The sequence below is a fragment of the Streptomyces lothianensis genome (assembly GCF_047779955.1).
In the GTDB taxonomy this organism is placed as follows: Bacteria; Actinomycetota; Actinomycetes; order Streptomycetales; family Streptomycetaceae; genus Streptomyces.
This window is the reverse complement of the sequence record NZ_JBLMKT010000072.1, coordinates 143879-163748: the sequence shown is the minus strand read 5'-3', so window position 1 is coordinate 163748 and position 19870 is coordinate 143879. Positions and strand designations below refer to the sequence as shown.

The following is a 19870-nucleotide window of genomic DNA, read 5'->3' as shown; positions in this document are numbered from 1 at the left end:
CGGCCCCCGCGGCGTCTGAGCAGATCCGACCGGAGGGTCGAATACGGGGAACCGGGGCGGAGCCCCGGTTCCCCCTCCCCCCGGTTCAACCCAGATGCCCGGTCAGCATCCGCTGCAGCTCACGAGCCGCCCGAGGCGGAGCCACATCGCTACGGTGGGCGAGGGCCACCGACCGATGCAGCCCGGGCCGCGTCAGCGGAGTGACCCGCAACCCAAGCCCCGCCCGCGTGGCCACCATCCGCGGCACGACCGCGACACCCAGCCCCGCCCGTACGAACCCGAGCACCGCGTCCATCTCCCCGCCCTCCACCGCGAACTCCGGCTCGAACCCCGCCGCACGGCACGCCCCGACCGTCAGCTCCCGCAGGTCGTAGCCGTGCCGGAACATCACGAGCGGTTCGTTCTGCAGGTCCGCGATCCGCACCGAGCGGCCGCCCCTGCGCCCCGGCGCGGGCACCGTCGGCGAGGAGACGACCACCAGGTCCTCGCGCAGCAGCTCCACCGTGGTCAGCGCCGGAGAGGGCGAGGGCAGCGGCAGCACGACCAGGGCGAGGTCGAGGGCGCCGCGCGCGAGACGGCGTACGAGATCGTGCGAGCCGCCCTCCTCGACCACGAGCCGCACCCCCGGATACGCGTCCCGGAAGCTCCGCAGGATGTCCGGCAGCAGCCCGGTGCACAGGCTCGGCGTCGCGCCGAGCCGTACCCGCCCCCGCCGCAGCTGCGCCAGCTCCTGCACCTCGAGGCGCGCCGTGTCCGCGTCCGCGAGGATCCGCCGCGCGAGCGGAAGAAGCGCCTCGCCCGCGTCGGTGAGGGCGATGTTGCCGCGCGCCCGGCTGAACAGCTCCGCGCCGAGCTCCCGTTCGAGGGTCTTGATCTGCTGGGAGAGCGAGGGCTGCGCCACATGCAGCGCCTCGGCGGCCCGGGTGAAGTGCCGGGTCTCCGCGACGGTGACGAAGTACTGGAGCTGCTGCAGCTGCATACCGCCAGCGTAGCCGCACGATAGGTGCAGCCTATGGAAATGAGCCGGATCATGTCTTGGACTGATGGCATATGTGGCCCCTACCGTCATCGGCATGTCTCTGGCAACGCGGCCCGACAAGGGCACCGCCCCAGGCGGGCGCCCCTCCCCGATGCGCTCCTTCTGGGACTCGACGATCGGCAAGAAGACCGTGATGGCCGTCAGCGGGCTCATCATGCTCGGCTATCTGGTCGCCCATATGACCGGCAACCTCAAGGTCTTCTTCGGCCCACAGGAGATGAACGACTACGCCCACTGGCTGCGCACCATGGGCGCGCCGGTCCTGCACCACGAGTGGGGTCTGTGGCTCGTCCGGATCCTGCTGGTCCTCGCGGTCGTCGCGCACGCCGTCTCCGCGTACCAGCTGAGCCGCCGTGACATCAAGGCCCGTCCCGCCAAGTACGTGCACCGGCGCAGGCGCGCGAGCTACGCGACGCGCACCATGCGCTGGGGCGGCATCATCCTCGCCCTCTTCATCGTCTGGCACATCCTCGACCTGACCACCGGCACCGTGCACCCGGGCGAGTTCGAGCACCTGCACCCGTACCAGAACGTCATCGACACCTTCTCGACCTGGTACGGCAACGTCGTCTACATCGTCGCCGTGACCGCCGTCGGACTGCATGTGCGCCACGGCTTCTGGAGCGCCGCCCAGACCCTCGGCGCGGGCAGCGCCCGCCGCGACAAGGCCCTCAAGGCGACCGCGAACATCCTGGCCCTGGTGCTGACCGTGGGCTTCGTCTCCGTCCCCGTCGCCGTCATGACCGGAGTGGTGAGCTGACCATGAGCACATACGCCAACTACGCGACGGGCGCCCCCGTCGCCGACACCAAGGCGCCCGAGGGGCCGGTCGAAGAACGCTGGGACACCCGCCGTTTCCAGGCCAGGCTCGTCAACCCGGCCAACCGCCGCAAGCACACCGTCATCGTCGTCGGCACCGGACTCGCCGGCGGTTCCGCGGGCGCGACGCTGGCCGAACAGGGCTACCACGTCGTCCAGTTCTGCTTCCAGGACTCCCCACGCCGCGCGCACTCGATCGCCGCACAGGGCGGCATCAACGCCGCCAAGAACTACCGCAACGACGGCGACTCCATCCACCGCCTGTTCTACGACACCGTCAAGGGTGGCGACTTCCGGGCCCGCGAGTCCAACGTCCACCGCCTCGCCCAGATCTCCGTCGAGATCATCGACCAGTGCGTGGCCCAGGGCGTGCCCTTCGCCCGCGAATACGGCGGTCTGCTCGACACCCGCTCCTTCGGCGGCGTCCAGGTCTCCCGTACGTTCTACGCCCGCGGCCAGACCGGCCAGCAGCTGTTGCTCGGTGCGTACCAGGCGCTCAGCCGCCAGATCGCCGCCGGCAACGTGGAGCTGCACGCCCGCACCGAGATGCTCGACCTGATCGTGGTCGACGGACGCGCCCGCGGCATCGTCGCCCGCGACCTCGTCACCGGGAAGATCGACACGTACCTCGCGGACGCCGTGGTCCTGGCATCCGGCGGCTACGGCAACGTCTTCTACCTCTCCACCAACGCCATGAACTCCAACGCGACCGCGATCTGGCGGGCCCACCGCCGCGGCGCGTACTTCGCCAACCCCTGCTTCACCCAGATCCACCCCACCTGCATCCCGCGCACCGGCGACCACCAGTCGAAGCTCACCCTGATGAGCGAGTCACTGCGCAACGACGGCCGGATCTGGGTGCCCAGGGCCAAGGGCGACACCCGCCCCGCCGCCGAGATCCCCGAGGACGAGCGCGACTACTACCTGGAGCGCATCTACCCCTCCTTCGGCAACCTCGTCCCCCGTGACATCGCCTCCCGTGCCGCGAAGAACGTCTGCGACGAGGGCAGGGGGGTGGGGCCGGGCGGACAGGGGGTCTACCTGGACTTCGCCGATGCCATCGAACGGATGGGCCGGGGAGCCGTCGAGGAGAAGTACGGAAACCTCTTCGACATGTACGAGCGGATCACCGCGGAGAACCCCTACGAGGTGCCGATGCGGATCTACCCCGCCGTGCACTACACGATGGGAGGCCTCTGGGTCGACTACGACCTGCAGACCAGCATCCCCGGCCTGTTCGCGATCGGCGAGGCGAACTTCTCCGACCACGGAGCCAACCGGCTCGGCGCCTCTGCCCTGATGCAGGGCCTGGCCGACGGCTACTTCGTCCTGCCGTCCACCATCAGCGACTACCTCGCCCGCAACCCGCACACCGCACCCGTCGGCCCCGAACACCCCGCGGTCCAGGAGGCACTGGCCGGGACGGAGGACCGGCTCAGCCTGCTGCTCGCCGTCGACGGCGACCGTACCCCGGACTCCTTCCACCGCGAACTCGGCGAGCTGATGTGGGAGTTCTGCGGCATGGCGCGTACGGAGGCGGGGCTGCGCAAGGCCCTCGAACGCATCCCGCAGATCCGCGAGGAGTTCTGGCGGCGGATCAAGGTGCCGGGCACCGGCGAGGAGTTCAACCAGTCCCTGGAGAAGGCCAACCGCATCGTCGACTACCTCGAACTCGCCGAGCTGATGTGCCTCGACGCCCTGCACCGCGAGGAATCCTGCGGCGGCCACTTCCGCGAGGAATCGCAGACCGCGGACGGAGAGGCCGAGCGCCGTGACGAGGACTTCTCCTATGCCGCGGCCTGGGAGTTCACCGACACGGGCGCTTCCCCCGTGCTCCACAAGGAAGAGCTGACCTTCGAATACGTACACCCCACCCAGCGGAGCTACGCATGAAGCTCACCCTGCGCGTCTGGCGCCAGCAGAACGCCGATGCCGATGGCGCGATGTCGACGTACGAAGTGGACGGGATCTCCCGGGACATGTCGTTCCTGGAGATGCTCGACACGCTCAACGAGGAGCTCATCCTCAAGGGCGAGGACCCCGTCGCCTTCGACCACGACTGCCGCGAGGGCATCTGCGGGGCCTGCTCGCTCGTCATCAACGGCGATGCGCACGGCCCCGAGCCGACCACCACCTGCCAGCTGCACATGCGCTCCTTCGAGGACGGCGACACGATCGACGTCGAGCCCTGGCGGGCCTCCGCGTTCCCCGTGGTCAAGGACCTCGTCGTGGACCGGACGGCCTTCGACCGGATCATCCAGGCCGGCGGCTACATCACCGCACCGACCGGCGCGGCACCCGAGGCCCACGCCACGCCCGTACCGAAGCCGAATGCCGACTTCGCCTTCGAACACGCCGAGTGCATCGGCTGCGGCGCCTGCGTCGCCGCCTGCCCCAACGGCTCGGCGATGCTCTTCACCTCCGCCAAGGTCAACCACCTCAACGTACTGCCGCAGGGCTCGCCCGAGCGGGAGAGCCGGGTGCTCGACATGGTCGGGCAGATGGACGAGGAGGGCTTCGGCGGCTGCACCCTCACCGGGGAGTGCGCGACCGCCTGCCCGAAGGGCATCCCGCTGCCGTCGATCTCGGCGATGAACAAGGAGTGGCTGCGCGCCCAGCGCAAGGCCGGGCGGTAGCTCCGGCAGGCTGTGACCTGACCTGACCTGACCTGACCTGACCTGACCCGGCCTGACCCGGCCCGGCCCGGCCTGAACGCCTCGGTCCGCGCGTCAGATCAGTTGCCGACCGCCCGCAGCGACCCCGGCCCGCGCCCGCCGAGCCGGTCGAGGGCGCGGGCGGTCGCCTCGTCGGCGGGCAGCCGGACGGTCAGGTACTGGCCGTCGGCCTCCGGCAGTTCGAGGGTCTCGTAGTCGAGCCGCAACTCGCCCGCCTCGGGGTGGACGAGCGTCTCCGTGCCGCTGCTCCGCGCCAGCCGACCGGATGCGGCGAGCCGCTCCGTGAACGCGGCGCCCACCGTGATCGTCAGCTCCTGGGCGAGCTCCAGCGTCTCCGGATCCTGCCGCGACAGGCCGAAACGCATGGCCTCCACCTGCTCGTCGGCCACCCGCTCCCAGTCGGGATAGGCCTGTCGGGCGCGTGGATCGGAGAGCAGGAAGCGGGGCAGGCTCGGCACCTCGGCGTCGAGGAGGCCGATCGGGCCCATGAGGCGCGCGTAGCCTCCCGTGTAAGCGGCCACCTCACCGACGTAGTTGACGACGACGGCCGGTGTGGGCTCCAGACGGCTCAGCAACGTCTGCACGGTGGCCCGTACTTCACGCCGCGGCTGGGCGCGGGCCGCGCACAGGAAGGCGGATTCGTCTCCCTTGAGGAGCCACCGCAGATGGATCCGTTCGTCCAGCGGCAGCCGCAGGGCATCGCACAGCGCGCCGAGCACCTGCGCCGAAGGGCGGCGGTCACGGCCCTGTTCGAGCCGGGTCAGGTATTCGACGCTGATGCCGGCGAGCAGCGCGAGTTCGCTGCGGCGCAGCCCCGGTGTACGGCGTCGGCCACCTTCGGGCAGGCCTACCTCGGCCGGTGTCACGGCCTCACGGCGGGTGCGCAGGAACGCGCCGAGTTCGTTGTCGCTCACCTGCCCGATCCTACGAGCCGCGCCGCCAGATATCCGGCGGTCCGGCTCCCGTCCGCCTGTGCCACCTCGGCCGGCGGCCCGGCCGCCACGATACGGCCGCCGTCCGTGCCGCCGCCGGGCCCCAGGTCGATCACCCAGTCCGCGCCCGCCACCACGTCCATGTCGTGCTCGACCACGATGACCGTGTTCCCCGCATCCACCAGCGAGTGCAACTGCCGCATCAGCACCTCGACATCGGCCGGGTGAAGGCCGGTCGTCGGCTCGTCGAGGACGTACAGCGTGTGACCGCGCCGGGCCCGCTGCAGCTCGGCCGCCAGCTTGATCCGCTGTGCCTCGCCGCCGGACAGCTCGGTCGCGGGCTGCCCGAGCCGCAGATGCCCCAGGCCCACGTCGAGCAGCGTCCGCAGGGTGCGGGCGGCGGCCGGGATCTCCGCGAGGAAGTCCGCGGCCGCCTCCACGGACAGATCGAGGACGTCGGCGATCGACCGCCCGCGGTAGGTCACCTGCAGCGTCTCGGGGTTGTAGCGGGCGCCCGCGCAGTTCGGGCACGGGGCGTACGTACTGGGCAGGAAGAGCAGCTCGACGGAGACGAAGCCTTCGCCCTGGCAGGTCTCACACCGCCCGCCCGCCACATTGAACGAGAACCGCCCGGCCTTGTAGCCACGCGCCTTCGCCTCGTCGGATGCGGCGAACACCTTGCGTACGACGTCGAAAAGCCCCGTGTACGTGGCGAGGTTGGAGCGGGGGGTACGCCCGATGGGCCGCTGGTCGACCTGCACCACACGGTCCACCGAACCCTCGACGCGCGCCGGGCCCGGCCCCGGCTCCCCGCGCAGCAGCGGCGCCAGCGCCTGGCCCACGAGCGTGGACTTGCCCGAACCGGACACCCCGGTCACGGCGGTGAACACCCCGAGCGGGAACTCGGCGTCGACGCCGCGCAGATTGTGCAGCTCCACCCCGGTGAGCTTCAACCATCCCGCGGGCGTACGCGGTTCACGTACGCGCGTCGTCCCGCGGACGAACAGGTGGTGTGCCGTCACGGACTGTGCGACGGCCTCCAGCTCGGCGACCGGACCGCTGTGCAGGACCCGCCCGCCGTGTTCCCCGGCGCCGGGCCCCACATCGACCAGCCAGTCCGCCTCGCGTACGACATCGAGGTGGTGCTCGACCACGAACACCGAATTGCCCGCGGCCTTCAGGCGGGCCAGCACCCCGAGCAGCGCCTCCGTGTCGGCGGGATGCAGACCGGCCGAAGGCTCGTCGAGGACGTAGACGACGCCGAACAGGCCGGAGCGCAACTGGGTGGCCAGGCGCAGGCGTTGCAGCTCGCCCGCGGACAGGGTGGGTGTGGGGCGGTCGAGGCACAGGTAGCCGAGGCCCAGTTCGGTGACGACGGCGATCCGGGCGAGCAGATCGGCGGTGAGGACCCGCACCGTCTCGTCGGAGCCATCGGCCGATTCGAGCAGTGCGGCGAGCCGGTGGAGGGGGAGCGCGGCGAGTTCGGCGATCGTATGGCCCGCGAAGGTGACGGCCAGAGCCTCGGGACGCAGCCGGCTGCCCCCGCAGGCCTGGCAGGGGGTGCTCTCCAGGAACCGCTCGGCCTTCGCACGCAGCGTCTGGCTCCTGGAATCCGCGAAGGTCTTCAGGACATGGTGCCGGGCGCTCATGTACGTGCCCTGGTACGGGCGTTGGATCCGCTCGGCATCGCGGACGGGATGCACCGTGACGACCGGTTGCTCCTCGGTGAACAGGATCCAGTCCCGTTCCTCCTGCTCCAGCTCCCGCCACGGCCGGTCCACGTCGTAACCGAGCGCGTCCAGGATGTCGCGCAGGTTCTTGCCCTGCCAGGCACCCGGCCACGCGGCGATCGCCCCCTCGCGGATGCTGAGCGAGGGATCGGGGACGAGCAGCGCCTCCGTGGTGCGGTGGACCCGGCCCAGGCCGTGGCAGGTGGGACAGGCGCCGGCGGCGGTGTTCGGCGAGAACGCGTCGGAATCCAGCCGCTCCGCGCCCGCCGGATGGTCGCCCGCGCGGGAGAACAGCATGCGCAGGGAATTCGACAGCGTGGTGACCGTGCCGACGCTGGAGCGCGAGGTCGGATTCGAGCGGCGCTGCTGCAGGGAGACGGCGGGCGGCAGCCCGGTGATCTCGCCGACCTTCGGCGCGCCGATCTGGTGGATCAGCCGACGGGCGTACGGGGCGACGGACTCGAAATAGCGGCGCTGAGCCTCGGCATAGACCGTGCCGAAGGCGAGGGAGGACTTGCCCGAACCGGAGACGCCGGTGAAGACGACGAGCTGATCGCGCGGAATGTCCACGTCGACGTGGCGGAGGTTGTGCTCGCGGGCGCCGCGGATACGGATGTACGGGTCGTGCATGGGGCTCTCCGGGGGTGGGCTCCCGTCATTGTCCCAGGCCGGCCAGGGTGCCGAGGCGGGTGAACGAATCGAGGAGCTCCGCCCTGTCGTACGTGGACGTCGTCACCATCACCTCGTTCGCACCCGTCCCCGTGATGACCTCCGCGAGCGCCGCCGAGACCTGAGGGGCCGTGCCGTACAGCTTGCCCTCCAGGCCCTGAGCGAACAGACCGCGCTCCTTCTCGCTCATCTCACGCGACAGCGTCACCGAGGCCGGCTCCAGGGCCGGGAAGACCCCGTGGGTGCGGGAGTACGCCATCGACCAGGCCTCGGGGACAAGGAGCCGACGGGCCGCCTCGGTGGTGTCCGCGACGGCCACCTCGCCCGCGATGATCACGTACGGTTCATCGGCCCAGACCGAGGGCTTGAAGCCGTCGCGGTAGCCCTCGATCGCCTTCCGCATCCGTTCGCGGCCCCGCAGGTCACCGATCACCAGCGGAAGCCCGGCCGCCGCCGCGATCCGCGCGCCCTCACCCATGGCAAGCACATACGGCGGTATGCGTCTGCCCTCCGCCGGATACGCGTGGACCTGGGGGTGTGCGGTCTGGGTGCCGGTGAGATAGCCGAGCAGCTCGTCGAGCCGGTCGGCGAAGTCCTCGGCATCGTCCATGCCGTGCCCGAGCGCCTTGCGTACACCGCCCGTGAACCCGAGGCTGCGGCCCAGACCCATGTCGATCCGGCCCGGATACAGCGCGTCGAGCACCCCGAACTGCTCGGCCACGACCAGCGGCCGGTGATTGGGCAGCATCACACCGCCCGTACCGACCCGGATCGTGGCGGTGGCCGCGGCGACGGCCGCCGCGAGCACCGTGGGGGCGGAGCCCGCCACACCCGGCACGCTGTGGTGCTCGGAGACCCAGAAGCGGTGGTAGCCGAGCGCCTCCACCCGCTGTGCGAAGGCCACCGTGTCCCGCAACGAGCGTGCGGGATCCTGGCCCGTCCGGGTACGGGAGCGGTCGAGCACGGAGAAACGCGTCCGTGCCAGGACGGAGGCGGCGGGATCGGCTGAGGCTGGGGCAGCGACCGGGGCTGAGGCATCGGCGGAAGTCACCTCCCGTACAACGCCGCCGGGCGTGGGAGATTCCCGGTGGGCGCCGGTGTCCGGCGGAACGCGCCGGACACCCCCTAGGGTGACCGCATGGCCGCCCCGCAGCACGCAGCACGACGTCCGGTCGCCGTCTTCGACCTGGACAACACCCTCGCCGACACCGCGCACCGGCAGCGCTTCCTGGCCCGCAGCCCCCGGGACTGGGCGGCCTTCTTCGCCGCCGCGCCGCACGACCCGCCGCTCGCACGCGGCATCGAGCTGGTCCTCGAGAGCGCCGAGGAGTGCGAGATCCAGTACCTCACCGGCCGTCCCGAGCGCTGCCGCGCCGCCACCGAGGAGTGGCTGGCCCGGCACGGGCTGCCCGCGGGCCGGATGCACATGCGGCGCGACAGCGACCGCAGGCCCGCCCGTGTCACCAAACTGGAGATTTTGCGCAGGCTGGCCCGCGGCCGCGAGGTGCGGATGCTCGTGGACGACGACGAGCTGGTGTGCGAGGCCGCGGAACGCGCAGGCTTCAAGGTCGTACGGGCGCGCTGGGCCCAGGACTCCCGGGCGCTGAAGGACGCGCAGGAGACCGAAGGCCGCACCTGAGCGCCGGGACCACGGCCACTTGGGCACCGGCGCCACGGTCGCCTGGGCACCGGCGCCACGGTCGCCTGGGCACCGGCGCCACGGCCGCCTGAGCACCGGCGCCACGGTTACCTGAACGCCGGCGCCACGGCCACCTGAGCGCCGGGACTACTGCGTGTCCTCCAGGCGGAAGCCCAGCTTCAGGCCCACCTGGAAGTGGGCGATCTCGTTGTTCTCGATATGGCCGCGCACCTGCGTGACCTCGAACCAGTCCAGGCCCCGCAAGGTCTGTCCGGCGCGTGCGATCCCATTGCGGATGGCCTGGTCGACGCCTTCGGTCGAGGTGCCGACGATCTCCGTGACCCGGTACGTGTGGTCCGACATGGCGGTCGCACTCCTCTCGGGGTGGTCACTCGGTCCACTCCACGGTGCCTGATCCCCGGGTGCCGCGCGAGACGGCGGCGCGCACGGAACGGCCTGGCTGCGTCTCAGATGTTGAGACAGGCCGCCCCGGACCCTTGACCGTCTCATTGGTGCAGACCAAACTCCAGGGCCACACCCGTTTGAGCGTTACCCGCGCTTTCCCCCACGTCGGGCCCCGTCATGTCCCCGTGCCGAAGGTGAAACCGCGTGAACCGCCGCACCCTTGCCCTGCCCCTCTCCCTGCTGACGCTCGCCTCGATGGCGACCGGCTGCGGCAGTCTGTCCCTCGGCGGCTCGGAGGACCGGGAGACGGTCACCGTGTGGCTGATGCAGAACAGCGCGAGCAAGGACTTCCTGGCGAAGTTCACGGAGGAGTTCGAGGCCGAACACAGCGACATCGACCTCGACATACGCATCCAGGAATGGAGCGGCATCGGCGAGAAGGTCGGCAAGGCCCTCGCGGACGACTCCCCGGACGCCCCGGATGTGATCGAGGTCGGCAACACCCAGGTGGCGCAGTACGTCGACCAGGGCGGCGTACTCGACCTCTCCCTCGAATCGCTGCGCGACCTGGGCATGAAGGACTGGCTGCCCGGTCTCGCCGAGCCCGGTGCGGTCAAGGGCTCACAGTTCGGTATCCCTTGGTACGCGGCCAACCGTGTCGTTCTCTACAACAAGGACCTCTTCGCGGACGCCGGCATCGACCGGCTGCCCCGCGACCGCGAGGAGTGGCTGGAGCAGACCGCACAGCTCAACTCGGACGGCAACCAGGGGATCTACCTGGCCGGCCAGGACTGGTACACGCTCGCCGGGTTCATCTGGGAGGAGGGCGGCGAACTCGCCGAGGAGGAGAACGGCGTGTGGACCGGCAGCCTCCACAGCCCCGAGGCGATCGCGGGCATGGACTTCTACCGGCGCCTGCAGTCGCTCGGCGACGGCCCGAAGGACGCCGACGAGCAGACCCCGCCGCAGGCCGAGGTCTTCGCGAAGGGCAGGGTCGCACAGATCATCACCGTTCCCGGCGCGGTGAAACTGATCGAGGAGACCAACCCCGAACTCGCCGGGAAGATCGGCTACTTCCCCGTCCCCGGCAAGAAGGACGGCCGCCCCGGCGCCGTCTTCACCGGAGGCTCGGATCTGGTGATCCCCGAGCGCACCGACCAGGAGTGGGGCGCGAAGGAGGTGGTCAAGGCGCTGGCCGGGGAACGCTGGCAGAAGGAACTCGCCACGACCATGTCCTACGTACCCAACAAAACCACGCTCGCCTCCGCCGTCGCCGCCAACCCGGGCGCCGCCGCGATGGCCGAGGGCGCGGCCCGCGGCCGGGCCACCCCCAACTCCCCGCGCTGGGCGGCCGTGGAGGCCGACAACCCGATCAAGCGCTACATGACCGAGGTCCTCATCGGCGCCAACCCGAAGCCGACGGCCCGCGAGGCCTCGGAGAAGATCACGGAAATCCTGGACCAGCGCGGCGAGTGAGGGTGACCGCCGACGCGGGTGGAGGCCGTCCGCCCCGGAGTCGGGCCATCCGCTGTCCGGCTGCGGGGGTGGGGCGAGGGCCCGGCCGCTGCCACGGGTCGGGCCGGCCGATGGGGGCCGGCCTCACCCGGGCCATTTCTCGTACCACTTGAGTTCGCGCTCCAGTTGGGCAGCGAGGGAGATCAGGCGGGGCTCGCTGTTCGCCGGGCCGAGGAGCTGGGCGCCGAGGGGGAGGCCGTCGGCGGTGAAGCCGGCGGGGACGTTCACCCCGGGCCAGCCCAGGACGTTCCACGTCCAGGCGTAGGGGCAGGCCGCGATCATCGCCTGGTCCGTGTGCAGGCCGCCCATCCGGGAGATCGTGCCGATGCGTGGCGGGGGAGTGGCCGTGGTCGGCGCGAGGACCACGTCGTACGAGGTGAAGAGCGCCCCCACCCGGCGCTGCAGCCGTGCCTCCGCCCACCGCGCGGCCCGCAGCGGAACGCCGCCGAGCAGCCGCCCGAGCCGGGCGGCCTCGCGGGTGCGGGGATCGAGCAGCGAGGGATCGGGTACCCGGTCCGCCCATTCGGCGATCCCGGCCGTTGCGCGCGGCACGAAGGTGAGGCCGATCCTGCCGTACGAGGGATCGGCTGCCTCGACGTGGTGGCCGAGGGCGGCGAGCCGTTCGCCGAGTGCGGTCACGGCCCTGCGCACCGCGGGGTGCAGCCGCTTGGGTGTGGCCGTGAACGGCATCTTCAGGGAGAGCGCGATGCGCAGCCGGCCGGGCTCGCGCCCGGCGGCCGCCGCGGCACCTATCGCGGGGGGTTTGTGCCGGTCGCCCTCGTGGCTGCCGCTCGCGCAGTCGAGCAGGAGCGCCGCATCGGCGACCGTGCGGGCGAGTGGGCCGTCGACCGTGATGCCCTGGAAGGCCTCCGCCTGAGGCCAGGAGGAGATCCGGCCGCGCTGCGGTTTGATGCCCACGAGATGCGTCCAGGCGGCCGGTATCCGTACCGAGCCCGCGCCGTCGGAACCGAGCGCGGCCGGTACCAGGCCCGCGGCGACGGCGGCCGCCGAGCCGCCCGAGGAGCCGCCCGGGGTGTGCCCCGTGTGCCAGGGGTTGCGGGTGTTGCCGAACGCGGGCCCTTCGGTGAACGGCCACTGGCCCAGTTCGCAGGTGTTGGTCTTGCCGACGATGACGGCGCCCGCGGCCCGCAGTCGCCGTACGGCCTCCGCGTCCTGCTCCTTGGCCGGGAAATCTCCGGCGCAGCCGAAGGCCGTGGGCTCACCCGCCACGTCCATGTCGTCCTTCACCGCGACCGGCACCCCCAGCAACGGCAGCCGCTCACCGGCCGCGAGGCGGGCGTCGGCCGCCCGGGCCTCGGCAACCGCGGCCTCGGTCCGTACCCGGCGGAAGGCGTTCAGGGAGGAGCGGGTGTCCTCGATCCGGGACAGGCACTCCTCGACGAGAGCGACGGAGGAGACCTCGCCGTCGGCCAGCGCCCGGGCGGTCCCGGCCAGGCCCGCGCCGGGTGTGTGCGGGCCTGCGCCGGTCGTGTGCGTCATGGGCCACCTCGGGGGTCGGATGCGCTTCGCGAGCACGTTACCCGTCGGTACGGATGCGGGGTAGGCATCACGGAGCCGAATCGGCCGTGGGGGCGGGCGGGCGGGTGGCAGGGCGTCGCGGAGCCGATTCGGCCGCGAGGTGGTCCCTCATCCGACCTGCCGTCAACTCCCCGACGCATGGGCACAGTTGTATGGCGAACATGCGTAGCAAGACCCCCCGATCCGGGGTCGCCGTGACTACGATGTTGCACGCTCAACCAGGTGGCGGTGCCCGCGGTTCGCGCACCGGGCACCACCGTCGGGTCCCCGCGTCGTACCCCGTCGGCGCCTCGTCGACAGAACGGAGCCAAGGCATGCCCCTGCTCGACCCGAAGACCTGGCAGTCCCGGCCGCTCGGCGGCGGCGAACACGCCGTCACCGAGCCCGCCACGGGCGAGGAACTCGCCACCGTGGACCTCGCAACGGCACAGGACGTGGCCACCGCCGCGGCGGCCGCCCGGGACGCCCAGGCGGACTGGGCGAGGACCCCGCACTCTGTGCGCGCGGCCGTCCTCCGCAAGGCCGGCGACCTGTTCACCGAGCACGCCGAAGAGCTCCGGGAGTGGCTGGTCCGCGAGTCCGGGTCGATACCGGGCAAGGCCGATTTCGAACTCCATGTCGCCGCCCAGGAGTGCTACGAGGCCGCCGCGCTCGCCTCCCGCCCCACCGGCGAGCTGCTGCCGAGCGAGGCACCTCGCCTGTCGTACAGCCGCAGGGTCCCCGTCGGCGTCACCGGCGTCATCGCCCCCTTCAACGCCCCGCTGATCCTGGCGATACGCTCCGTCGCCCCGGCTCTCGCGCTCGGCAACGCGGTCCTCCTCAAGCCCGACCCCCGTACGGCCGTCTGCGGTGGACTCTTCCTCTCCGCGGTCCTCGCCGAGGCAGGACTGCCCGAACACCTGCTGCACGTCCTGCCCGGCGGCCCCGACACCGGCCGCGCCCTGGTCGCCGACCCGCTGGTCCCCGTCATCTCCTTCACCGGCTCGACCGCCGCGGGCCGCGCCGTCGCCGAGGCCGCGGGCCGCCACCTCAAGCGCGTCCACCTCGAACTCGGCGGCAACTCCGCCCTGATCGTCCTGGAGGACGCCGACCTCGACGCGGTGATCTCCACGGCCGCTTGGGGCTCCTTCTTCCACCAGGGCCAGATCTGCATGACCACCGGCCGCCACCTGGTGCACGCCTCGCTCCACGACGCCTACGTGGAACGTCTCGCCGCCAAGGCCGATTCGCTGGCCGTCGGCGACCCGCACCGCGCGCAGGTCCACCTCGGACCGCTCATCGACACCGGCCAACTCACCAAGGTGCACGGCCTGGTGACCGCGAGCACCGCCCGCGGCGCACGCCTCGCGGCGGGCGGCAGCCACGAGGACCTCTTCTACCGGCCGACCGTTCTCGCCGACGTCGACGACCACACCCCCGCCTACGCCGAGGAGGTCTTCGGCCCCGTCGCCCCCGTACGGCCCTTCACCACCCTCGACGAGGCGGCCGCGCTCGCCGCGGACAGCGACTACGGACTCTCGCTCGGCATCGTCACGCGCGACACGGCACGCGGCCTCGCCCTCGCGGACCGCATTCCGACCGGCATCGTGCACATCAACGACCAGACCGTGAACGACGAGGCGGTCGCCCCGTTCGGCGGAACCGCGGCCTCCGGCACCGGGGCGCGGTTCGGCGGCGCGGCCAACATCGAGGCGTTCACGGACGTGCGGTGGACGACCGTACGCGGGGACGTGGCGGGCTACCCGTTCTAGACCGTTCTGGACCCGGGCTCCGGTCCCCGGGCTCCGGTCCCTCGATTTCAGCCTCCGGCCCCCGGCACGCGAAGAGGGCGCCCGTTCCGTGGAACGGGCGCCCTCCCGACGCGACTCAGGATGCCGCCGTCACTCCGGCTGCCCGTCCTGACCTGCCTGACCGGGCTGCCCTTCCCGGGCGGCCTGCTTGGCCTGCTCCTCGGCCACCTGCTTGCGGACCTCGTCCATGTCCACCTTGCGGGCCTGCCCGATCACGTCCTCGAGTGCCGACTCCGGCAGCGCACCGGGCTGCGCGAAGATCGCGACCTTGTCGCGGATGATGGCGAGCGTGGGGATCGACTGGATCCCGAAGGCGGCGGCGAGCTCGGGCTGCGCCTCCGTGTCGACCTTGCCGAAGACCAGGTCGCTGTGGCGCTGCGACACCTCTTCGTAGACCGGGCCGAACTGCTTGCACGGACCGCACCAGGCCGCCCAGAAGTCGATGAGGACGAAATCGTTCTCGGTGACGATCTCGTCGAAGTTTTCCTTGGTGAGTTCCAGGGTGCTCACGGTGTTCCTACCATTTCGCCGACGGCTGCTGGCTGCCCCGCACAACGGTGCGGGACGTGTGGGTATTCCGGGACGGGTTCCCGGATGTCCGTGCCGTCTCGACTGCCCCCTGTGGCCGCGGGCCACACCTGCCACCAGACTGCTGTTCATGGGACAGGCACATGTGGAGACGACCGAATACGACGTGGTGGTCATCGGCGCGGGTCCGGTGGGCGAGAACCTCGCGGACCGGGTGCGGGCCGCCGGGCTGAGCTGCGCGATCGTGGAGAGCGAACTGATCGGCGGCGAGTGCTCGTACTGGGCGTGCATGCCCAGCAAGGCGCTGCTCCGCCCGGTGCTCGCCCGCTCCGACGCCCGCAAGGTGCCCGGGCTCGGCGACGCCGTGCAGGGCCCGCTGGACGCCGGGGCCGTGCTCGCCCACCGCGACTACTTCACGGGCGACTGGAAGGACGACGGCCAGGCCGCCTGGCTCGACTCGATCGGCGTACGCGTCCACCGCGGCCACGGCCGCCTCGACGGGCCGCGCCGGGTCAAGGTCCGCAGCCCCGAGGGCGAACGCCATGTGCTGGCCGCCCGGCACGCCGTCGCCGTCTGCACCGGCACCCGCGCCACCCTGCCCGAGCTGCCGGGCCTCGCCGGCGCCGGTGCCTGGACCAGTCGCGAGGCGACCAGCGCCAAGGCCGTTCCCGGGCGCCTGGCCGTGATCGGCGGGGGGCCGGTCGCATGCGAGATGGCAACCGCCTGGCAGGCCCTCGGCTCCCGGGTCACGATGCTCGTACGGGAAGCAGGGCTGCTGCCGCGGATGGAACCGTTCTGCGGGGAACTGGTCGCCGAGGCGCTCGGCGAGGCGGGCGCCGACGTACGCACCAAGACCTCCGTCGCCTCCGTCGCACGCGAGAACGGCACCGTCACGCTGACCCTCGGCGACGGCTCCACCGTGGAGGCCGACGAACTCCTCGTCGCCACCGGCCGCACCCCGCGCACCGACGACATCGGCCTGGAATCGGTGGGCCTGACCCCGGGCGAGTACCTCGACGTGGACGAGAGCTGCCGGGTCGCCGGCAGCAGTTGGCTGTACGCGGTCGGCGATGCCAACGGGCGGGCACTCCTGACCCACCAGGGCAAGTACCAGGCACGTATCGCAGGGGCCGCGATCGCGGCCCGGGCCCAGGGCGTACCGCTGCTCGAAACCGACCGCTGGGGCGCGCACGCGGCCACCGCCGACCATGACGCCGTGACCCAGGTGGTCTTCACCGACCCCGAGATCGCCTCGGTCGGACCCACGCTCGCCGAGGCGGAGCGCGCCGGGGTCGACGTCCGCGCCGTGGACCACGACCTGGGCTCGGTGGCGGGCGCGTCACTGTACGCCGACGGCTACCGGGGGCGGGCGCGCATGCTGGTCGACGTCGACCGCGAGGTGGTCATCGGCGCGACATTCGCGGGGCCGGGCGCGGGCGAGCTCGTCCAGAGCGCGGCGATCGCGGTCGCGGGCGAGGTGCCCGTCGAGCGGCTCTGGCATGCGGTGCCGGCGTATCCGACGATCAGCGAGATCTGGCTGCGGCTCCTCGAGACGTATCGGGGCTGAGGCAGGGCGGGCCCGGGACGCCGGGCGGCGGGTGCGGGCGGGTGCGGGCGGGTGCGGGCGGGCCGCAGCGTGCGCGCAGGGCGGTGGCGGTGGCCCGCCCGCACCGCGCTCACAGCGCCTCCCGCTTCTGCAGCCACGTCGTGGCCACCCAGCCCGGCACGATCGGCAGCCAGAACGTGAGGAGCCGGAAGAGAATCACGGCCGAGAAGGCCGTCGAGCCGCTGATCCCGGTCGCCGCGGCCAGGCCACCGGACAGGACCGCCTCCACCGCGCCCAGGCCGCCGGGCGTCGGCACCAGCGAACCGGCCGTCTTGCCGATCAGGAAGACAACCGCGACCGTCGCGAACTGCACCGGCCTCTCGTCCTCGAAGGCGAGCACCGAGGCCCACAGCGCGGCACTGCCCGCGATCGGCAGCAGGAACGCGCCGCCCACACCGACAGCGAGCCGCGCCGGATCCCGGGCCAGCTCCAGCATCCGCGGACCCACATCGCTGAAGTACGGCTTCACCCGGTCGAGCGCGAACCTGCGCAGCCTGGGCACCGTGGCGACCACCACGGCCAGCAGCGCCACCGCGAGCAGCACGGTCACGATCACCGACGAGGGCGGCAGCTGGGCGCCCGTGGAGGAGCCCGACAGCGAGCCGAAGAGCATGACCAGGAGCAGGAACGCCCCGAACATCGCGATCTGCGAGGCCGCCATGCAGGTCACCGCGAGACCGGAGGCGATGCCCGCCTTCTGCAGGAAGCGGGTGTTGACCGCGATGCCGCCGATCGCCGCCGGCGTCACCAGCGTCACGAACGAGGCCGCGAGCTGGGCCAGCAGCAGCCGAACATACGGCAGCCGCAGGGGCACGAAACCGGCCAGGTTCATCGCGGCCGCCACATACGTCACGGCGGCACCGGCGAGTGCGAGCAGCGCCCACGGCCAGGAGATCCCGCGGAACACCTGCCCGATCGGCTGCGAGGCGAACTGCCCGATCAGGAAGTACACGGCCACACAGCCGCCGAGCGCGGACAGGATCGTGCGCGGCCGCAGCCGCTCGTAGACCACGGCCTTCGCGGGCGGCGCGGCCGGCTGGAACGCGAGGATCTCCTGGCCGACCTGCTCCATGACGCCCTTGTCGCGGCGCAGCCGTGAACGCGTCGCCAGGCTCAGGCCCGCAGGGCGCAGCAGCGGCAGCACGGCGCCGAGCGTGGCATCGCCGAGCACCTCACGTGCGGCGTGCACGGCCCGTTCCGGGGTGGACAGCAGACCGAGGGTGACGAGGAGTTCGGCATCGTCGAGCCGGTGCTGCAACGAGGTCGAGGCGACCCCGCCCGCCTCCAGACGCGTCAGCCATACGGTGCCGTCGTCCGCGGCGATGAACGCGTCCGCGGACATCCGGCGGTGGCTGATCTGGTGCGCGTGCAGATCCCGGGCGAGCCGCCACACCTCCCGCAGCAGCCCGTCCGTCAGCTCCTCGGGCCGCAGCCGGTCCAGGGAGCGGCCCGGCACATCCTCGTACGCGAGGAGCGTCGCATCGGCGTTGACCTTGCGTACGGCGGCCAGCCGCGGGGTGCGGATGCCGCTGTGCCGCACCGCCAGGGCGAGCAGGGTCCGCTGCTCGACCACGTGCTGCAGCGATACGAGCCCCTGGCTCTGTGCGGGCCTGCGCAGCCGCAGCCGCTGATAGAGGCGGTAGGCGAGGCCCGCGGTGATCCGGTCGCGGTCGAGGAGGGTGACCGTGAAGCGTTCACCGGTGACGGTGACGGCCTCGTAGCGCCGCGTACCGTCCCGGGCGTTGGCGATCCGGCGGCTCGCGACCGGCGGCAGATCCGTCTCGGCGAGGGCCGCCGCGACCTCCGCGTCCGTCGGGGAGGGATCGCTCGTGCCGCGCAGCCAGCGCACCGCGAAGGCCACGGCACGCCCGAGGAGGAACGTCAGGAGCATGCCGGGCAGCGTCGCCGTGTTCCCGACGAGCGCGGCGAGCGCGGTGATGGTGAGGCCGCCCCAGGCGGCATTGCGCAGCAGATCGCGGTCGGCGAAGCCGACGACGGTGATGAAGGCGACGACCGTGGCGATGTACAGGTGCAGGGGTGAGCTGCCGCCGGTGTTGCCGTGGGTCTGTGCGAGGGCCCGGTGCAATACGTCGGGGCCCGGGCCGAGTACGTACAGATTGATACCGAGCGCCGTGAGATACGCGAGGAGTCCGGCGAGCACTCCGTCGGTGACCAGCCGTGCCTCGCCGCGTATCAGGCGCTCCACGGCAACGAAGGCGGGCACCGCGGCCATCACGATGCCCGCCGCGAAGACGATCGGCGCGAGCAGCAGATCCGGGACGGCCCGCTGGAGGACGGCGAGGCCGACCACGAGCAGGAAGCCGACCGCCGTGAGGACCAGGCGGACCCGGTCCACGGGACGGCGGGCCGGACCCCGGCGCAGGGAGGTGGCCCCGCTGTCCTTCGCGTTCCCGCTCAGCGTCACAGTGCCAGCCGTCCGCCATGAGCCCGAGATCTCCGACGTGATGATCGTGGCACGCCCCGTGCCCGGCGGACCCGCGGCCTTAGCCCGGACGGGCGAGGCCCGGGCCTTGTGGCTACGTGAGGCTCGCGCCCAGCGCCTCTGCCAGGCGCAGCTGGCCCGCGGCCTCCTCGTCGCGGCCCTGGCGCTCCAGGGTGCGTCCCAGCATCAGCCGGGCGTAGTGCTCGACCGGGTCGAGGTCGATGACCCTGCGCAGCTCGGCCTCGGCGCGCGCGAGCTGGGCCGAGTGGTAGTACGCACGGGCGAGCAGCAGCCGGGGCGCCACCTGCTCGGGCACCTCCTCGACGAGCGAACCCAGCACCCTTGCCGCGGCGGCGTAGTCCTTCGCCTCGAAGAACAGCCCCGCCCGCGTCCAGCGCTCGGCGGTGCTTCCCTGCGTGTAGTACGTCTCCGTCACGGTGACCTCCTTTGCGCCGGGTCAACCCCGCCAGGTAGTTGAGTATTCCACTAGTCGCTTGTGGGGGTGCTGCGTCGGTACGGCACCGCACCGACGCGAGCCCGT

The 19870-nt window shown here is 71.9% G+C and carries 16 protein-coding genes; 7 read left to right on the top strand and 9 right to left on the bottom strand.

Annotated elements, in window-relative coordinates; genetic code table 11:
- Positions 1-85 precede the first annotated feature (85 nt).
- Positions 86-979, bottom strand: a complete 894-nt coding sequence (locus ACLF6P_RS25395; protein WP_415953246.1) for a LysR family transcriptional regulator — start codon at positions 977-979, stop codon at positions 86-88.
- A 94-nt stretch (positions 980-1073) separates the two neighbouring features.
- Here ACLF6P_RS25395 and ACLF6P_RS25390 point away from each other — a divergent pair, with 94 nt between their 5' ends.
- The 3 genes from ACLF6P_RS25390 to ACLF6P_RS25380 are packed head-to-tail and all read left to right on the top strand — an operon-like array spanning position 1074 to position 4494.
- The gene (locus ACLF6P_RS25390) at positions 1074-1799 is read left to right on the top strand and encodes a succinate dehydrogenase (protein ID WP_415953245.1); all 726 of its coding nucleotides are present in this window, start codon (positions 1074-1076) and stop codon (positions 1797-1799) included.
- Positions 1800-1801: 2 nt separating this feature from the next.
- Entirely contained in the window at positions 1802-3751 is a 1950-nt protein-coding gene (locus ACLF6P_RS25385) for a fumarate reductase/succinate dehydrogenase flavoprotein subunit (RefSeq protein ID WP_415953244.1), read from the top strand.
- A complete protein-coding gene (locus tag ACLF6P_RS25380) occupies positions 3748-4494 on the top strand; it encodes a succinate dehydrogenase/fumarate reductase iron-sulfur subunit (RefSeq protein WP_415953242.1) in 747 nt (248 codons plus the stop codon). The genes ACLF6P_RS25385 and ACLF6P_RS25380 overlap by 4 nt, the downstream gene beginning before the upstream one ends.
- Before the next feature lie 98 nt (positions 4495-4592).
- On the opposite strand, the gene ACLF6P_RS25375 is transcribed toward ACLF6P_RS25380, so the two are convergent.
- From ACLF6P_RS25375 to ACLF6P_RS25365, 3 genes are read right to left on the bottom strand one after another with little or no spacing between them, the layout of a single operon-like run.
- Positions 4593-5447 (bottom strand): helix-turn-helix domain-containing protein, encoded by an 855-nt coding sequence (locus ACLF6P_RS25375; protein ID WP_415953241.1) that lies wholly within the window; start codon positions 5445-5447, stop codon positions 4593-4595.
- Complete coding sequence (gene uvrA / locus ACLF6P_RS25370; protein WP_415953239.1) at positions 5444-7825, bottom strand: excinuclease ABC subunit UvrA; 2382 nt, start codon at positions 7823-7825, stop codon at positions 5444-5446. The genes ACLF6P_RS25375 and uvrA overlap by 4 nt, the downstream gene beginning before the upstream one ends.
- A 25-nt stretch (positions 7826-7850) precedes the next feature.
- A complete protein-coding gene (locus tag ACLF6P_RS25365) occupies positions 7851-8828 on the bottom strand; it encodes an MsnO8 family LLM class oxidoreductase (RefSeq protein WP_415953238.1) in 978 nt (325 codons plus the stop codon).
- A gap of 174 nt (positions 8829-9002) precedes the next feature.
- Between ACLF6P_RS25365 and ACLF6P_RS25360 the strand changes: the two genes are divergently transcribed.
- Entirely contained in the window at positions 9003-9503 is a 501-nt protein-coding gene (locus ACLF6P_RS25360) for a phosphatase domain-containing protein (RefSeq protein WP_415953236.1), read from the top strand.
- 147 nt (positions 9504-9650) lie between these two features.
- On the opposite strand, the gene ACLF6P_RS25355 is transcribed toward ACLF6P_RS25360, so the two are convergent.
- Positions 9651-9866 (bottom strand): dodecin, encoded by a 216-nt coding sequence (locus ACLF6P_RS25355; RefSeq protein WP_415953234.1) that lies wholly within the window; start codon positions 9864-9866, stop codon positions 9651-9653.
- A gap of 246 nt (positions 9867-10112) precedes the next feature.
- Between ACLF6P_RS25355 and ACLF6P_RS25350 the strand changes: the two genes are divergently transcribed.
- Entirely contained in the window at positions 10113-11384 is a 1272-nt protein-coding gene (locus ACLF6P_RS25350) for an extracellular solute-binding protein (RefSeq protein WP_415953233.1), read from the top strand.
- Positions 11385-11507: 123 nt separating this feature from the next.
- Here the strand turns inward: ACLF6P_RS25350 and ACLF6P_RS25345 are convergent, their stop codons facing one another.
- On the bottom strand, positions 11508-12923 hold the full coding sequence (locus ACLF6P_RS25345; protein WP_415953231.1) for an amidase: 1416 nt from the start codon (positions 12921-12923) through the stop codon (positions 11508-11510).
- A 353-nt stretch (positions 12924-13276) separates the two neighbouring features.
- Between ACLF6P_RS25345 and ACLF6P_RS25340 the strand changes: the two genes are divergently transcribed.
- Positions 13277-14713 carry a benzaldehyde dehydrogenase gene (locus tag ACLF6P_RS25340; protein WP_415953229.1) on the top strand — a complete coding sequence of 479 codons (1437 nt, stop codon included), beginning with the start codon at positions 13277-13279 and terminating at the stop codon, positions 14711-14713.
- Between the two features lie 129 nt (positions 14714-14842).
- Here the strand turns inward: ACLF6P_RS25340 and trxA are convergent, their stop codons facing one another.
- Positions 14843-15262 (bottom strand): thioredoxin, encoded by a 420-nt coding sequence (trxA, locus tag ACLF6P_RS25335; RefSeq protein WP_415953227.1) that lies wholly within the window; start codon positions 15260-15262, stop codon positions 14843-14845.
- A 148-nt stretch (positions 15263-15410) separates the two neighbouring features.
- On the opposite strand from trxA, the gene ACLF6P_RS25330 reads away from it, so the two are divergent.
- Positions 15411-16847 (top strand): dihydrolipoyl dehydrogenase family protein, encoded by a 1437-nt coding sequence (locus tag ACLF6P_RS25330; RefSeq protein WP_415953225.1) that lies wholly within the window; start codon positions 15411-15413, stop codon positions 16845-16847.
- A gap of 109 nt (positions 16848-16956) precedes the next feature.
- Here ACLF6P_RS25330 and ACLF6P_RS25325 read toward each other — a convergent pair whose 3' ends face one another.
- Positions 16957-19311: a lysylphosphatidylglycerol synthase domain-containing protein gene (locus ACLF6P_RS25325; protein WP_415953223.1), complete on the bottom strand. Its 2355-nt coding sequence runs from the start codon at positions 19309-19311 to the stop codon at positions 16957-16959.
- Between the two features lie 112 nt (positions 19312-19423).
- Entirely contained in the window at positions 19424-19765 is a 342-nt protein-coding gene (locus ACLF6P_RS25320) for a tetratricopeptide repeat protein (protein ID WP_415953222.1), read from the bottom strand.
- Positions 19766-19870 lie beyond the last annotated feature (105 nt).

What these genes read in the sequence shown, in the direction of transcription:
- ACLF6P_RS25395 (WP_415953246.1), bottom strand. Translation starts at nt 979, where the DNA reads ATGCAGCTGCAGCAGCTCCAGTACTTCGTCACCGTCGCGGAGACCCGG.
- ACLF6P_RS25390 (WP_415953245.1), top strand. Translation starts at nt 1,074, where the DNA reads ATGTCTCTGGCAACGCGGCCCGACAAGGGCACCGCCCCAGGCGGGCGC.
- ACLF6P_RS25385 (WP_415953244.1), top strand. Translation starts at nt 1,802, where the DNA reads ATGAGCACATACGCCAACTACGCGACGGGCGCCCCCGTCGCCGACACC.
- ACLF6P_RS25380 (WP_415953242.1), top strand. Translation starts at nt 3,748, where the DNA reads ATGAAGCTCACCCTGCGCGTCTGGCGCCAGCAGAACGCCGATGCCGAT.
- uvrA (WP_415953239.1), bottom strand. Translation starts at nt 7,825, where the DNA reads ATGCACGACCCGTACATCCGTATCCGCGGCGCCCGCGAGCACAACCTC.
- ACLF6P_RS25360 (WP_415953236.1), top strand. Translation starts at nt 9,003, where the DNA reads ATGGCCGCCCCGCAGCACGCAGCACGACGTCCGGTCGCCGTCTTCGAC.
- ACLF6P_RS25355 (WP_415953234.1), bottom strand. Translation starts at nt 9,866, where the DNA reads ATGTCGGACCACACGTACCGGGTCACGGAGATCGTCGGCACCTCGACC.
- ACLF6P_RS25345 (WP_415953231.1), bottom strand. Translation starts at nt 12,923, where the DNA reads ATGACGCACACGACCGGCGCAGGCCCGCACACACCCGGCGCGGGCCTG.
- ACLF6P_RS25340 (WP_415953229.1), top strand. Translation starts at nt 13,277, where the DNA reads ATGCCCCTGCTCGACCCGAAGACCTGGCAGTCCCGGCCGCTCGGCGGC.
- ACLF6P_RS25330 (WP_415953225.1), top strand. Translation starts at nt 15,411, where the DNA reads ATGGGACAGGCACATGTGGAGACGACCGAATACGACGTGGTGGTCATC.